At 65.4% G+C, this 13,102-nt stretch carries 13 protein-coding genes; 5 read left to right on the top strand and 8 right to left on the bottom strand.

The genetic code is table 11. The features are described from left to right. Positions 1 to 30: 30 nt before the first annotated feature. The 3 genes from NQ204_RS12155 to NQ204_RS12145 form a co-directional block, all read right to left on the bottom strand. A complete protein-coding gene (locus NQ204_RS12155) occupies positions 31 to 690 on the bottom strand; it encodes an alpha/beta hydrolase (RefSeq protein ID WP_108758933.1) in 660 nt (219 codons plus the stop codon). Between the two features lie 50 nt (positions 691 to 740). Continuing rightward, positions 741 to 2,669 carry a glucans biosynthesis glucosyltransferase MdoH gene (gene mdoH / locus NQ204_RS12150; RefSeq protein ID WP_116864032.1) on the bottom strand — a complete coding sequence of 643 codons (1,929 nt, stop codon included), beginning with the start codon at positions 2,667 to 2,669 and terminating at the stop codon, positions 741 to 743. Positions 2,670 to 3,085: 416 nt separating this feature from the next. Next, the gene (locus NQ204_RS12145; RefSeq protein ID WP_165835714.1) at positions 3,086 to 3,253 is read right to left on the bottom strand and encodes a hypothetical protein; all 168 of its coding nucleotides are present in this window, start codon (positions 3,251 to 3,253) and stop codon (positions 3,086 to 3,088) included. A 216-nt stretch (positions 3,254 to 3,469) separates the two neighbouring features. Between NQ204_RS12145 and NQ204_RS12140 the strand changes: the two genes are divergently transcribed. Next, entirely contained in the window at positions 3,470 to 3,856 is a 387-nt protein-coding gene (locus NQ204_RS12140) for a DUF2628 domain-containing protein (protein WP_116864033.1), read from the top strand. Positions 3,857 to 3,936: 80 nt separating this feature from the next. On the opposite strand, the gene NQ204_RS12135 is transcribed toward NQ204_RS12140, so the two are convergent. Both NQ204_RS12135 and NQ204_RS12130 read right to left on the bottom strand, forming a co-directional pair. Continuing rightward, the gene (locus tag NQ204_RS12135; RefSeq protein WP_256643978.1) at positions 3,937 to 6,471 is read right to left on the bottom strand and encodes a methyl-accepting chemotaxis protein; all 2,535 of its coding nucleotides are present in this window, start codon (positions 6,469 to 6,471) and stop codon (positions 3,937 to 3,939) included. A gap of 258 nt (positions 6,472 to 6,729) precedes the next feature. Further along, entirely contained in the window at positions 6,730 to 7,608 is an 879-nt protein-coding gene (locus NQ204_RS12130) for an NAD-dependent epimerase/dehydratase family protein (RefSeq protein ID WP_256643977.1), read from the bottom strand. Positions 7,609 to 7,841: 233 nt separating this feature from the next. On the opposite strand from NQ204_RS12130, the gene NQ204_RS12125 reads away from it, so the two are divergent. Beyond that, the gene (locus tag NQ204_RS12125; protein WP_116864036.1) at positions 7,842 to 8,159 is read left to right on the top strand and encodes a KGG domain-containing protein; all 318 of its coding nucleotides are present in this window, start codon (positions 7,842 to 7,844) and stop codon (positions 8,157 to 8,159) included. Positions 8,160 to 8,254: 95 nt separating this feature from the next. Here NQ204_RS12125 and NQ204_RS12120 read toward each other — a convergent pair whose 3' ends face one another. Continuing rightward, positions 8,255 to 8,707, bottom strand: coding sequence for a PA2169 family four-helix-bundle protein (locus NQ204_RS12120; protein ID WP_108770107.1), 453 nt, complete (start codon positions 8,705 to 8,707; stop codon positions 8,255 to 8,257). 681 nt (positions 8,708 to 9,388) lie between these two features. Between NQ204_RS12120 and NQ204_RS12115 the strand changes: the two genes are divergently transcribed. Further along, a complete protein-coding gene (locus NQ204_RS12115) occupies positions 9,389 to 10,030 on the top strand; it encodes a glutathione S-transferase family protein (protein WP_256643976.1) in 642 nt (213 codons plus the stop codon). Positions 10,031 to 10,051: 21 nt separating this feature from the next. Here the strand turns inward: NQ204_RS12115 and NQ204_RS12110 are convergent, their stop codons facing one another. Continuing rightward, entirely contained in the window at positions 10,052 to 11,038 is a 987-nt protein-coding gene (locus tag NQ204_RS12110) for a glycoside hydrolase family 43 protein (protein WP_256643975.1), read from the bottom strand. Positions 11,039 to 11,139: 101 nt separating this feature from the next. Continuing rightward, on the bottom strand, positions 11,140 to 11,559 hold the full coding sequence (locus tag NQ204_RS12105) for an H-NS histone family protein (protein WP_256643974.1): 420 nt from the start codon (positions 11,557 to 11,559) through the stop codon (positions 11,140 to 11,142). A gap of 231 nt (positions 11,560 to 11,790) precedes the next feature. Here NQ204_RS12105 and NQ204_RS12100 point away from each other — a divergent pair, with 231 nt between their 5' ends. Together NQ204_RS12100 and NQ204_RS12095 are read left to right on the top strand one after the other, a co-directional pair. Beyond that, entirely contained in the window at positions 11,791 to 12,270 is a 480-nt protein-coding gene (locus NQ204_RS12100; RefSeq protein ID WP_256643973.1) for a YcxB family protein, read from the top strand. A gap of 88 nt (positions 12,271 to 12,358) precedes the next feature. After that, positions 12,359 to 12,901, top strand: coding sequence for a hypothetical protein (locus tag NQ204_RS12095; protein WP_256643972.1), 543 nt, complete (start codon positions 12,359 to 12,361; stop codon positions 12,899 to 12,901). The last annotated feature ends 201 nt before the right edge of the window (positions 12,902 to 13,102 follow it).

Raw genomic sequence — 13,102 nt, 5'->3', positions numbered from 1 at the left:
CCACGGCGGGCTGGCGCTGGCTGCCATGGCTCAGGCCACGCCCAGCCGTTCCTGCAGCCAGTCGCCCAGTGCCTGGATCTCTTCGGCACAGACCTGGTGCGCCATCGGGTAACGCTGCCACTGCAGCGACAGGCCCAGCGTGCGCAGCACCTGCGCGCTGTGCTCGGCCACCGCCAGCGGAATCACCGGGTCGCCACTGCCGTGGGCCATGAACACCGGCACGTCCACAGCGCCGTCGACGCGGCGGGCCGCTTCGGCATCGGGCAGGTAGGTCGACAGTGCGATCAGGCCGGCCAGCGGCGCGGTGCGTTCCAGTGCGGCACTGAGGATGACCGCGCCGCCCTGCGAGAAACCGGCCAGGAAGATGTGGTCGGCGGCGACGCCGCGCTCGATCTCGCGCGCGATCAGCGCGTCCAGCTGGGCCACCGATTCACGCACCCCGGCCATGTCGGCACGCGAGCGGAAATCCATGCCGACGATGTCGTACCAGCCGCGCATCGGCACGCCGTTGTTGATCGTGATCGGCCGCACCGGTGCATGCGGGAACACGAAGCGCAGCGCCGGCCAGTGCGGGCGCACCAGCTCGGGCACGATCGGCGCGAAATCATGGCCATCGGCCCCCAGGCCATGCAGCCAGATCACCGACCACTGCGGCGAGGCGCCGGTTTCCTGTTCCACCGTTTGCAGCATGATGCGGCTCCTTCAAGTTCGAGCCGCATTATGCCGCCGCCATGGGCCGATCAGTACAGCGGCGGCTGCTCGGCGGCTTCGCGGCGCAGCTCGGCGGCACGCACAAGCACGGGCGGCGGCGTGTTTTCCTCGGGGATGTCCAGCAGGCCCCAGCGGTGCAGGAAGCCACCGGGCCCACGCGAGGAGGTCAGCGCGACCACCGGAATGGCCAGCACCATGCCGATCACTACCGGTGCCATCCACGCCGCCAACGAGGGCGATACCGCCCAGGCCAGCATGCCCATGAAGGCACCAAACAGACCCAGCCCACCATAGCTCCGGATCAGCGCCATCCAGGAAATGCCGCCGTCGTCGCGCTGCTGTGCGTCCCAGCCCGAATCGCGGCCGGACAGCACTTCGGCCACGCCGCGCGACTGCACGTACATCACCACAGGCGCCATCAGCGCCGCCAGCACGGTTTCCACCAGCATCGACACGAACGCGCGGAAGGCGCCACCGCAGCCACGGCGGTCCACCGGGTCCAGCAGCATGGCCAGGTAGCCCAGCACCTTGGGCAGCAGCAGCACGGCCATGGTCGCGCCGAACAGGCGCACCACCTGCTCCTCGTCCTGCGCACGCCAGTAGAGGCTGGGCGACAGGTGCAGCAGTGCGTTGAAATCGATGCCTTCCTGGAACAGCGGGATGGCGATGCCGATCAGCATCAACATACCCCACATCGGCGCGGTGAAGTAATGGCCGATGCCGATCAGCATGTGCACGCGGCTGATCCAGTGCAGGCCGCGGCTGCCCACCACCTTGCCGTGCTGCAGGTTGCCCTGGCACCAGCGGCGATCGCGCACCAGCATGTCGGTCAGGGTCGGCGGGCCTTCCTCGTAGCTGCCGCCCAGGTAAGGCACCATGTGCGCGGCCCAGCCGCCCCGGCGCATCAGCGCGGCTTCGACGAAATCGTGGCTGAGCACGTGGCCGCCGAACGGCTTGCGGCCGGGCAGTGCCGGCAGGCCGGCCTGGTCGGCGAAGGCGCGGGTACGGATGATCGCGTTGTGGCCCCAATAGTTGCTCTCGGCGCCGTGCCACCAGGCCACGCCGCGGGCGATCACCGGCCCGTACACGCGGCCACCGAACTGCTGCATGCGGGCAAACAGGGTGCGCCCGCCGATCACCGACGGCAGGGTCTGGATCAGGCCGACGTCGGCATTGTGTTCCATGCCGGCGACCAGGCGCACGATGCTGTCACCGGTCATCAGGCTGTCGGCGTCCAGGATCAGCATCTGCGGGTAGGCGCCGCCGAAACGGCGCACCCAGTCGGCGATGTTGCCGGCCTTGCGCGCACCGTTGTCGCTGCGGCGGCGGTAGAACAGGCGCACTCGGCCATCGGGCACGAGGTCGCGCAGCTCGTTGAAGACAAGCTCCTCGGCGCGGGCGATGTCTTCGCGGCGGGTGTCGCTGAGCACGAAGAAATCGAAGCGTTCCAGCTGCCCGGTGGCGGCCACCGATTCGTAGATCGCGCGCAGGCCGGCCAGCAGCCGTCGCGGGTCCTCGTTGTAGGTGGGCATCAGCAGTGCGGTGCGGCTGTGCACGATCGGCAACGGCTTGTCCGGGTCGATGCCCAGGCGGTAGCCGCGGTCGAACACGGCGGTGAGGAAACCGGCCACGGCACTGGCGAAGGACAGCGCGATCCAGGCGAACAGGCCGACGAACAGCACCAGCAGGCAGGCCTCGAGCACGCTGATGCCGTTGGTGGACAGCACCCGCCACATCATCCGCGTGGCCACGGCGGTCATCGCCGCAGTACCACCGAAGAGGTACAGGCGGCGCAGCTTGATCATGCGCGGCGAGGTGCGGTGACGAGGGACCTTGAGCTTGCCTTCGCGCAGGGTCTGCTCGGGCATCTGCAGGGGCGCTTCGGGCGGCAACAGCGCCCAGCCGGCATCCAGCTCGGGGTTGCCCGGGCCAGCGTGGGAGGTGGTTTGAGCTTCCATCGCGTCTACTCCGCCCAGGCAGCGTGGCTGGCCATCCTGGCCAGGCGGCGTGCACCAGGGTTCCCCGCGCGCATTCCCGGCGCCCGCACTTGTCCTGCCTGCGACGGCGTCACGCCGCGCAGTAGATGTCTGTCACTACCGGAACCCACACGATCTCCAACGCGGCGGAATCGAAAATGCGGCCCAGCATAAGAGGGAAAACGTAAGCCGGACGCGAAGGGTCAGCGCGCGCATTCTCCCCATTCAGCAAACTGCAGGGGATGGCCGGCTCAGGCATGCCGCCCTCCCGCACGGGTGGCTGAAACTGGATCGTACAAAATGAGAATTAATCTCAAATACGGGATCCTGCGTTCCGTCAGTCGCCCGCGCAAAAGCGTGCCAACCAAGGTCGGCACCTGTCACCTCAAGATCGCCCGTCAGGTCAGGGGCTCAGGCGCTGCGGCATCGCGGTTCGCCGCCGCGCGCGCGCGGTCGATCGCCAGCGCCAGTTGCTGGCGGGCGAGCAGTTGTTGCGCCTGCACCACTTCGGGTGTCGGCAGAAGCACCGGTCCGGGTGCGTTTTCCGGTGTAACGGGTGTGGTCATGCAACCTCCGAGGACATCCCGCCAACGCGCCAGGCAAAGGCCCAGCGGCAGCGGACTGCGCACCCTATCCTAAAAACAAGGCGGATGGGTGACGGTGCCGGGCCGGGATGCAAGCGTCCAACTGGTTCACCGTCACATTTTTGAGGGACCAAGCTGGTTGGCTGAATGCGCCCCTTTTATCATGAAAACGTTTTCTCACAGGGACGTCTCCCATTCATGAACGCAGTCGACCTTTCGCAGTACAGCCCCAAGTGGCAGTTCCGCTTCAACTTCTTCCAGCAGCACGGCGCGCCCAAGGAGCCGGGCTTCAAGCAGGCCTGGAAGGCGCTCTCCTTCGGTGACCGGCTGAAGATCAACATCAATTTCTTCGCCTTCTTCTTCAACTGGATCTATCTGCTGATCCTGGGCATGTGGCGCAAGGCGCTGGTCGTGGTGGGCATCTACATCGTGCTGATCGCGCTGGCCTTCGTGCTGCCGGACATCGTGGTCCGCGCCCTGTGGTTCGCCACCAGTTTCCTGGTCGCCTCCAGCGCCAATTACAGCTACTTCCAGGAAAAAGTGAAGGGCAGCACCAGCTGGAACCCCTTCGAAGGCATGTTCTAAGCCGCGGCCAACGCCGGGCCCCCGCCCGGCAGGCCGCACTGACGACGCCCGGCTCCGGCCGGGCGTCGTCGTTTGCGACATCAGGCCGCGCGCAGCTTCGCTGCCGCCGGGGCGTCGGCCTGCAGGCGGAAGCGCGATACCGCCACCGCCAGTTGCTCCGCCTGGTCTTCCATCGCCCGTGCGGCCGCCGTGGCTTCTTCCACCAGTGCCGCGTTCTGCTGGGTGGTCTCGTCCATCTGCACCACGGTCTGGTTGACCTGCTCGATGCCCGCCGACTGTTCGCGTGAGGCGGCCGAGATCTCGGCCATGATGTCGTTCACCCGGCCAACCTGGCCGACGATCTCCTGCATCGTGCGGCCGGCACCGTGCACCAGCTGCGCACCGGCGCCGACCTGGGCCACCGAGGCGTCGATCAGGCCCTTGATCTCCTTGGCCGCCCCCGCCGAGCGCTGTGCCAGCGCGCGCACTTCGCTGGCCACCACGGCGAAACCACGCCCCTGCTCGCCGGCACGCGCGGCTTCCACCGCAGCGTTCAGCGCCAGGATATTGGTCTGGAACGCGATGCCATCGATCACCGAGATGATCTCGGCGATGCGCTGCGAGGAGTTCTCGATCTGCTCCATGGTCTGCACCACCTGGCCGACCACCTGCCCGCCTTCGCTGGCCACACCGGCCGCCGATGCCGCCAGGCTGTTGGCCTGCTGCGCATGCTCGGCGTTCTGGCGCACGGTGGAGGTCAGTTCCTCCATCGATGCCGCCGTCTCTTCCAGGTTGGCCGCCTGCTGTTCGGTGCGGCGCGACAGGTCGCTGTTGCCCGAGGCGATCTCGCCGGCCGCCAGGCGGATGCTTGCCGCCGACTGCTGGATCTGACCGACGATCTGGGTCAGCTGCTGCACCGTGCTGTTGGCATCGTCGCGCATCACCGCGAACACGCCGTGGAAATCACCGTGCATGCGTGTGCTGAGGTCACCTGCGGCAATCGCGCGCAGCAGCGTGGAGAGCGCGGCGAGGTTGTGGTCGCTCACCTGCATCATGGTGTTGAGCGTTTCGACCATGCGGCGGAAGTCATGCTCGAAGCGCTCCGCATCGCCGCGCACCGCGAAGTCACCCGCTGCCGCCGCGGCGGCCAGCTGCTGGATCTGTTCGTTGATGGCCCCCAGGTTGGCCTTGGTGGTGGCCATGGCCGCGGTGAAGACGGCCTTCTCGCCCGGCAGGGCCTCCATGTCCACGCTGAGGTCGCCCACTGCGTAGCGCTGCATCACCTCCACCAGGCGCTGGGTGACCGCGTTGCTCGACGCCACCAGCTGGTTGCTGTCGGCCACCATGCGGCCGTACTCGCCCGGGAAGGCACTGGCATCCATGCGGTAGCTGATCTGGCCTTCGTCATGGCGCTGCGCCATGTCCGCCTGCGCCGCCATCACTGCCTGCAGCGTGCCGCGCATGCCCTGCATCGCCTCCAGCAGGCGACCCACTTCATCGTTGCCGCGCGGCGGCAGTGCGGTGTCCAGCTTGCCGGCCGCCACGTCGCTGGCGATGCGCACGGCCTGCGCCAGCGGACGGATGGCCAGGCCACGCAACAGCACGTAGACGCCGGCGCTGAGGGTGAGCGCGGCAATCACGCCGACCAGCAGCGTCAGCCACAGCAGCTGCCGGGCTTCGGCGACGATCACCGCGTGCGGCACGACCACGCCCAGCGCGAAGTGCTGCGGTGCATCGCCGACCTGCATCGGCACGTACAGGCGCACGTTGCCTTCGGCATCGGGCTCGAACGCCTCGAAGGTCCTACCCTCGGCGATCTGCGCCAGCATCTTCTGGGTGGCCGCATCGGTACGCCGCTTGCCGATCTCGGCAGCATTGGCCGCCGCCAGCACTACGCCCTTGGGCGAAAGCAGTTCGACCCGGCCGGCTCCCATCGGGGTCAGCGTGGCCAGGTGCTTCTGCAGTGCCGCCAGCGAGAAATCGACGGTGAACACACCGAGGAAGGTGCCGTTCTCCACGATCGGTGTGCTCAGCGTGCTCATCAGCACCTGCTGGCCGCCGATGGCATAGGAATAGGGCTCGCTGACCTTGGGCAGCTTGTCGCGGCTGGGCCCCATGTACCAGTCACCCGAGCCGTCGGGAAGATCGGTGTAGGCAGTCATCGGCGACTGCTGCGGCTTGCCGTCCTGCCAGGCCCAGTAACTCATGTAGCGGCCGGTGGCATCGTGCGCTTCGCTGTCCACGAAGTCCGCATCCTTGCCGTCGAAGGCATTGGCCTCCCACATGGTGCTCTTGCCCACCCACTCCGGGTGCGCCTGCAGCTGCTCGCCGATGACCGCGGCCAGCGCGGCACGGTCCGGGGCATCGCCGCGGGCACGCTGTGCCAGCACGGTTTCCACCATCGCATCGTTGCTGGCGAAGGCCGTGCCCAGATCGGCAGACACCTTGCGCGCTTCGGCGACGGCTTCACTGCCCATGGTCAGGCGCGAGGCGTTGACCAGGCTGGCACTGGCCTGGCGGTAGATGAGGAAGGCGGTGATGCCGAAGCAGAGCAGCGCGATCGAAGCAGTGCCCAGCATCAGCTTGTGGGCGATGCTGCCCGGGCGACGGGCAGCGGCAGAGCGGGAAGAAGGCATGGACAGGTCCGCAGGCAGTTCAGGACAACCGGCACCACGACGGCACCGCGCAGGTGCGCGATCCCTCGCGCGGCCGCCTGCCAGCTGCGGATCGAAACCCACGGTGGCGAGGCACGCATCGGGTTAGCGGCAGCAGGTGGGCCGGATTGAGGAAAACCACCTGCTCGAACCTGAACGCGCTCAGCCATGGCGTCGGACGAAGAGCAGTCAAGCATGGCTCGACTCTACAGAGGCGGCGCAGTCGAGCATGGCTCGACTCTACAAAAGCGGCAGCATGCGCGGCAGTACCTCGATGCTGCCCACGGCGTACTGCTGCAGCACGCCTTCCGGGCCGAAGCGCGGTTGCCAGCCCAGCGCCTGGCGCAGCCGGCTGCTGTCGTACACGCGGTCGATGCTGAGCGGCAGCGGCCAGCCGCGGCGGTCGAACTCGACCAGCAGCTGCGGTACCCGGCGGGCCAGCACCTGCCGCGGGTTGGCGGCCAGCTCCAGGCAGTCGCTGCGCTGGAATGGACTGGCCGCGCAGGCGATGTAGCGCTGGAACGGCCCGCCCTCATCCACCAGCAGCACCGCGTGGGCACTGGCCACGTCGCGCGCATCGATGCCACGGTGCAGGCGGAACATGGCCATGCGCTCGGGCGACTCGGGGAAGCAGCGCGCCATGCGCAGCACGCGCACCTCGAAGCCTTGCCCCGCCGCCTGCTCGGCCAATGCTTCGGCCTGCAGCTTGGTGCGATGGTAGATGGTGCGTGGCAGCGGTTCGGTCGTTTCGTCGATCCAGCGGCAGCCACCGGCCACCACCGCGTGGCCATACAGCGCCGTGGTGCTTGTCAGCACGAAGCGGCGCGCACCGGCCTGACGGGCCAGCTGCAGCAGCTGCGCGGTCGCGTCCACGTTGATCTGCTCGAACACCGCATCAGGCACCAGGCCGACGTGCGGCGCGTGCAGGGCCGCAGTGTGGATCACCGCATCCACACCCCGCACGGCACGCTCCAGCGCATGGCGGTCGGTGACATCGGCAATGATGCGGGTGGTGTTGAAGGGCATGCGGTCCAACCCCACCACGTCGTGCTCTGCGGCCAGCGCACCGAAGATCGCGCGCCCGATCCGCCCGGAACTTCCGGTCAACAGGATCTTCATTGAATCCATTCGCTCGACAGCGCCCGGGAGCTACCGGGATCCCTCGATTCTAGGCTCGTGCACGGGCGCGGGAAAAGCCTGTTCACCTGCGTGACGCGATAGCGAAGCGTCAAGCGCGTGCATGGCCAGCGTGAAAGCGGCGCCGCGAACATGCACCTGCCATTACCGTGGGCTGTGCAGCATGGGACCGGTCGTCGAAGCTGGCGGCGTCCCTTCCGCACAGGAGACACAGCATGGCCAACGCACCCCACGGCACACAGAATCGCGGCTTCGCCTCGATGGATGAAGAAAAGCAGCGCGCCATCGCCGCCAAGGGCGGCCGCGCGGCCCACGCATCGGGCAACGCGCATGAATTCAATTCCGCCGAAGCACGCGTCGCCGGCCGCAAGGGCGGCGAAGCGATCAGCCGCAACCGCCAGCACATGGCGGCGATCGGCCGCGAGGGCGGGCATGCGCGGCATGCCAATGCGCAGCGCCAGCAGCAGCAACAGATGCAGGACGAACCGCAGGCACCTGCCGCACCGGCGTCGCCCTACCCGCAACAGGGCTGACCCCTCGTCTGGGCCAGTCCATCCGGGCCAATAACGACAAGGCCCCGCCAATGGCGGGGCCTTGCACTGCAGCGATCACTCAGCCGAAGCTGGCATCAGGCCGCCTTCATCGCATGCTTGCGGTCGCGCATCACGCGGTGGCAGTCCTGCACTTCCGGCAGCCACGCGGTCACTTCCTGGCGCACGGCCGGCGGCAGCTCGTTGTCGTTGAGCACGTCCTTGAACGCGGCCAGCAGGCGGTCTTCGGATTCTTCCAGCTCGGCCACGTAGCCGTAGTTGGTATCGCCGAAGGCGGCGCGCACCTTGCCGTAGAACTGCTGCATAGAGCCGACCATGGTGCCGTGCTCAGCCGGCTTGCCGCCGGTGGCCACGACGGCGCTGCTCAGCGAAGACACGATGCGCGCCTTGACGCCGGCGATGCGCACGAACAGCGCGGACAGCTCGGTGTCCTTCACCTTGGTGGCGGCTTCTTCGTAGAACGACTTGCCGTCGCGGGCGATCTCGATCAGGTCGTTGAGGCGATGTTCGATGGTGGACTGGGTGCTCATGGTGGTTCTCCTTGATCGGGTCTGCGGGATGAGGGCAGCGGTGTGTCCGTTGGGTGTGTCCGTTGCCTGCAGGACCAGAATGGAGAAGTGCATGTGCGGCGCGGGTGAGCACTGTTTTATGCAGGAATCACTGTCTCGAACGGCAACTGACTGTTCACGCCCTCTTGCATGTGATTCACGCGGAGAGAACGTTTCCGCACGTGCTCATCAGTCCGGCAGTGCGCCATGCGCTGATGCGAATTTCGACAGCGAAGATGACTCGACGGGCAGATCGTTTGCCAGGCACCATTCCACAATATCGCCCCCCCCACTGTCGCCCGGACAACGCCGACGCCACCCACTCTGGCGAGCCACACGTGGCGCTCAATATCCTTATCCCACTCGGCAAACGTATCGTGCCAGTCACGCTCAGGCAGGAGCGCCTTGAAGTCGGCGTACTCTTCCTCCCGGAACCATGCAAACGCAAGATACGGTGCGTCATCCTCGCGGGGAGGAGGAAGTGGCACGAGGGCAGGACGACGGTGTTTGATGGTTCCATGACCTCAGTGGAGCGTTTCTGCAGCATCCGATAGCAGCACCGGTTCCGGTCAAGCGTCAGACAATGGAAGGGAGCTGTCGATTCCCGCCCCCGTCATTCGTCGGAACAGGAAAGGCAGGCCCGTCGCCTGCAGGAGCACCACCATGCACCCGATCCTCACCGCCTTCGCCACCTCCCCTGACCGCGGCCAGGGCCTGGCCCGTGACATGCGCGTGCGCTGGGCGCTGGAAGAACTGGGCATCGCCTACGAGGTGCAGCTGCTGACGTTCGCCGAGATGAAGGAACCCGAGCACCGTGCGCGGCATCCGTTCGGGCAGATTCCCACCTATGAGGGAGGCGATCTGGTGTTGTTCGAGTCAGGCGCGATCATCCTGCACCTGGCCGAACAGCATCCGGGCCTGCTGCCTGCGGAGAGGGACGGCCGCATGCGCGCGATCATGTGGATGTTCGCGGCTTTGAGCACGGTGGAGCCACCGATCGTCGAGCGTTCGATGGCCTGGGTGCTGGAGAGCGAACAGCCCTGGTACGCGCAGCGGCTGGTGATGCTGGACGAGCGCGTGCGGCGGCGGCTGCAGGAACTGTCGACGCGGCTGGGCGACGGCCCGTGGCTGGACGGCGCGTTCAGCGCCGGCGACCTGCTGATGGTGTCGGTGCTGCTGCGCTTGAAGAGCAGCGGCATCGTCGATGAGTTCCCCGGGTTGGCTGACTACGTGGCGCGCGCGACGGCACGCCCGGCCTACCAGCGCGCGTTTTCCGCGCAGCTGGCGGTGTTCCAGAACGCCTGATTCCCTGCCGATCCGCCCGGCTCAGCGCAGCGGATCGGCTGCCACGCCCTCATGGGTGATCTTCACCGGCAGGATGTGGCCCTGCGCATCGAATTCCATGCGCTCGATGGCGGTCTCGCGGTGGTCGCGGGCGGTGTCACCGTGCGGGCGACGGTGGTAGACGATGTACCAGCGGTCGGTACCCGGCACCTGGATGACCGAGTTGTGGCCGGCACTGGTCGCGATGGCCTCATCCTGCTGCAGCACCGTGCCGACGCGCTTGAATGGGCCGGTGGGGGCATCGGCAATGGCGTAGGCCACCGTGTAATCCGGGCCGCCCCAGCCGCCTTCGGACCACATGAAGTAATAGCGGCCACCGCGCTTGAACATCAGCGGGCCCTCCACATACTCCGGCGCCGGCGTGATTTCCTTGAACAGCGAACCATCGGCCAGCGGCAGCACGCCGGTGAAATCATCTTTCAGGCGCACGATGTTCGCGTGCTTCCAGCCGCCGTAGATCATGTACCAGGCGCCGTCGTCGTCCTTGAACACGAACTGGTCGATGGGCTGCGCGCCATTGTGGAAAGCGCCGACCAGCGGCTTGCCGAGCAGATCCTTGTACGGCCCTTCCGGACGGTCGGCCACGGCCACGCCGATGCCACCCAGCTCGCTATCGGTCTTGATGTCGTTGGCGGCGAAGAAGAAGTAGTACTTGCCCTTGTTTTCCACCACGGACGGCGCCCACATCGCGCGCTTGGCCCACGGCACGTTGCTGGCGTTCAGAACGTCGGCATGCTTGGTCCAGTGCACCAGATCGGACGACGAGAACGCGTCGAAAGTGATCTGCGCATCGTAATCCGCTGATGTCGTCGGAAATATCCAGTAGCGGTTGGCGAATACCGCGGCTTCCGGGTCGGCATACCAACCCTTCAGGATCGGATTGCCCGAGGTGATCGGCGGCGCGGCCTGCGCGCCCGTTGCCAATGCCGCTGCCATGCAGGCGGCCATCATCCACTTGCCCAACGCCATGCCGTGCGCTCCCGTGCTGGATAGATGGGAGCATATTAGATCGATTCATATGCGGAATGCGAAGGCAGCCCCAGCCCATGCGCGGGAGTGGGACGCAGGCCTCAGGCTTTCTTGATGAGGGTGCGCTTGCCGATGCTGCTGGTCTTGCCCGCGGTCGGCTTGGCCAGGCCTGGAATCAGGAAATCGGTGACCTTGTGGCCCATGGACACCTTGTGTGCCAGCCAACGCGGCATGCGGCCACGGCCGGTCCAGGTCAGGCGCTTGTATTCCGGATCGCGGTATTTGGCGGCGACCTTGCCGGTTTTACGGCGGGCGTGTTTACGCGCGGGTGCGGCTGCTTCTGCGGCTTCATCGCCGAAGAGTTCTTCGATGGTGTAACCGGCTTCGGCGGCAGCGCCCTTCAGCAGGCGGCGCACGGCGGCGGCCGGGCGGCGGGTGGTGATCAGGGCTTTGCGCTGTTCGGCCGCAGCCACCAGTGCGCCCAACTCCCGAAGGCTGAGCGATTCGATATCGATAGTCATGCCGGGAAAGGTCTACTGCGGCGGGCTGGGTGTCAAGTTTTCTTTACTGGTGCAGAGTATTTGCAACGAAGCTCCACGCTCTGTAGCCACTCCGGCTCGGGCCCTTCGGGGCGACCTGCAAGGGACAATGCTCCAACCCTTTTTTTAAAAATTTTCATTTTCGGTATTTCAACGGAATGGCACAATTTGCACGAACGTTTCGTTTCAGTGCGTTATCACAGGTGAAGTCTGATGATCTCCGGAATACTTACTCAAGAGCAGCATCTCCACGCACTTCGCCTGCATCGGCGGAAGGCAGTAAAGGTGCTGGTAGGCGTGCTGCTGGGGTGCGCCGTTGTCGGCGTTGCCGCGCTCGCCATGGGCCATCACTTCCCTGGCCTGGTCCTGGTTGGCGGCAGCCTCTGCGGAGTAGTTGGCGTATTCGTCCAGTCCAGGCTGGCGCTTCCACGACAGATCGCCAAGATCCACCGTCAGCAGGCGAGCCTGCACGCGCACTATACCTATAGTTGGGACGACGAATGGCTCAGCGTTGCATCTGAGCATGTGCAGGCTAAACGGCGGTGGTCGGATTACACCAAGATGCGAGAAAGTGATGAACTACTGCTTCTCTACCATTCGGACATCATGTTTGAGGTTTTCCCGAAAGCATGGTTCAACGAACAGACCCAGCTGGATGAATTCCGGCTACTGGCCTCGCGCGCGGCAGGCTGATCATTGCGAAGACTGCAATGGGCGGAGTGTGGTTCAGAGTGCTGTTGCAGCTACTATGGTGACAACAGGACTGCCGAAGTAGACCAGCATGCGCTTGATCTTACTCCCACTTGTTCTTTCCATTCTGACCTTCCAAGTCACCGCTCAAACAGTTGCCCGCCCACCCTCCCCTCCAGTACCGCCAGCGGAGGCTTATCAGTGGATACATATGACGGGGACGGTGGAGTACGCGCTCAATCGTGGACTGACAAGAACGCTTTGGGAGGCAACTTCAAAGGAGGGAGAGTCGCAGGACCAGTTCGTATCACGCATCGGCCGCTATGCTGTCATGGTTCTGGAGTCGAGTCGGGCCACGATCTGTGGTCAATTGGAATACTCCGCCGACAATCATAAGAAGATTCAGCTGAAGACTACTTCTTCGGCAGCCGACTGTGCAGCCACTGGCTCAAAACTGCCCTACGTTTTTGTCAAAGGCTCTGAGCCTGACGCTGAGAAAGTAGAGCCATTTCTAAGCGAACTCACGGGTCCAACTTATGCTGTGACCCGCTCTGGAGTGGAATTCAAGAATGGCAAATCGAGCAGACATGTCATTAGTTATGGCGAGAAATTGATCGATGCTTCGTCGCGGTGAATGCAATCACGTGCTCCTCTGCATTCTTTGTTGCCAACGTTAATACTCCTGTCGCCTGATCGGACGGCAATGATGCCTACAACCTATTGGCTGCAACATCTCCATCCACAGGACCTGCGACCGCCTTCTGGCGGCTGATCGGCGCCAGCGAGGACTCGCACTCAAATCAAAGCGATGCTCGGCGATGGATTGATACTCGGA

Origin of the sequence: Stenotrophomonas testudinis, from assembly GCF_024499815.1 — a bacterium.
Taxonomy (GTDB): Bacteria; Pseudomonadota; Gammaproteobacteria; order Xanthomonadales; family Xanthomonadaceae; genus Stenotrophomonas.
Note: the sequence above shows the minus strand (reverse complement) of the source record. Positions and strands in the feature narration are given on the sequence as shown.